General features: G+C 41.4%; 1 protein-coding gene and 1 pseudogene. One reads left to right on the top strand and one right to left on the bottom strand.

All coding sequences use genetic code 11. The features are described from left to right. The first annotated feature begins 68 nt into the window (after window positions 1–68). Window positions 69–380: pseudogene (locus J7J01_08310) on the top strand (hypothetical protein). A 126-nt stretch (window positions 381–506) separates the two neighbouring features. On the opposite strand, the gene J7J01_08315 reads toward J7J01_08310, so the two are convergent. Continuing rightward, on the bottom strand, window positions 507–863 hold the full coding sequence (locus J7J01_08315) for a hypothetical protein (protein ID MCD6210869.1): 357 nt from the start codon (window positions 861–863) through the stop codon (window positions 507–509). Between the last annotated feature and the right edge of the window lie 203 nt (window positions 864–1066).

A 1066-nucleotide genomic window follows, 5' to 3' on the forward strand; every position in this document is an offset into this window, starting at 1 on the left:
TGATTTCCTTCAGAGGTGCGTGAGTTTCAAGCACAGCAACCCGGTCGTGTTTTGGGCGATAGCGATAAATATTTCGGTTGGGACCCTGGCTCAAGGGCTGCATCCTGCTCCTCGATCTCGGATACTTCAAGTACCTCTTTTTCGACAGAATCGTCCGCTATGGCGGCTATTTCGTTAGCAGACTGAAGGTAAATGCTAACCGATACATGCCTTTACGTTGGGCAAAAGTCTTCACCGAGCAATCAGACCGATTGTTGACCGAGGTACTGGAATGCATGGGGCTGAAACTGGATATGCTCACTTTATACAACATTTACCTCTGCCAGGGATGCGATCCAAATGTCAAACGAGAGAGGCTAATGGATAGATGGATTACTTAACCGAACACACATGTAACATCTTCGCAGACGACAGAGATAGATGTAGAATTGTTTGACAAAAAATGCTGCGTTTTTAAGCTATGCAGAAGCTAACTTCTTCTCAAGTAAAACTTTAAGAAAGTTTAATCAAAATGCTACGCAATCTGCAAGCCGGACTTCAAGCTCAGCCATCTTCTCTATCACTGGTAGTCTCGCTTCGAGCAAATCAAACCTTCTGCCCACAGCTTCGAACCGTGAAATCGCCTCGGTCCTCAAACTTTCTACTTTAGCATCCACCGATTCGAATTTTGTCATCATCTCTCTCCTCAAACCAGCGACATCCTTCTCCACACTATCTATGCGTGTGTGTATAGTTTTTATTTCTCCTGTGATCTCATTCAGTTTCAGCAGGAGCAGCCGTTCTATCCAGCAGGGTATCTTTTCTATAATAAAACATTTATCTCGTTGGTATATAAACACTTTCTCTCTGCCTGCCTCTGCCAAAAAAAACTTTCTCGTGAAAATTATGGGACCTGCCCGTGCCCCCACAAGCCAGGAAAGGGTTTATATTCACACCAATTTTAAATTTTTGCTAAAATAATATCCTCCAATGTTTTCAAATCTTTTACTTATGATTACAAACAAATTTAAAATATCTGTTTGCTCATATCTCTATATTTGATAGTTTTGGTTATTAACATATAAAT

The organism is Methanophagales archaeon, assembly GCA_021159465.1.
In the GTDB taxonomy this organism is placed as follows: Archaea; Halobacteriota; Syntropharchaeia; order Alkanophagales; family Methanospirareceae; genus G60ANME1.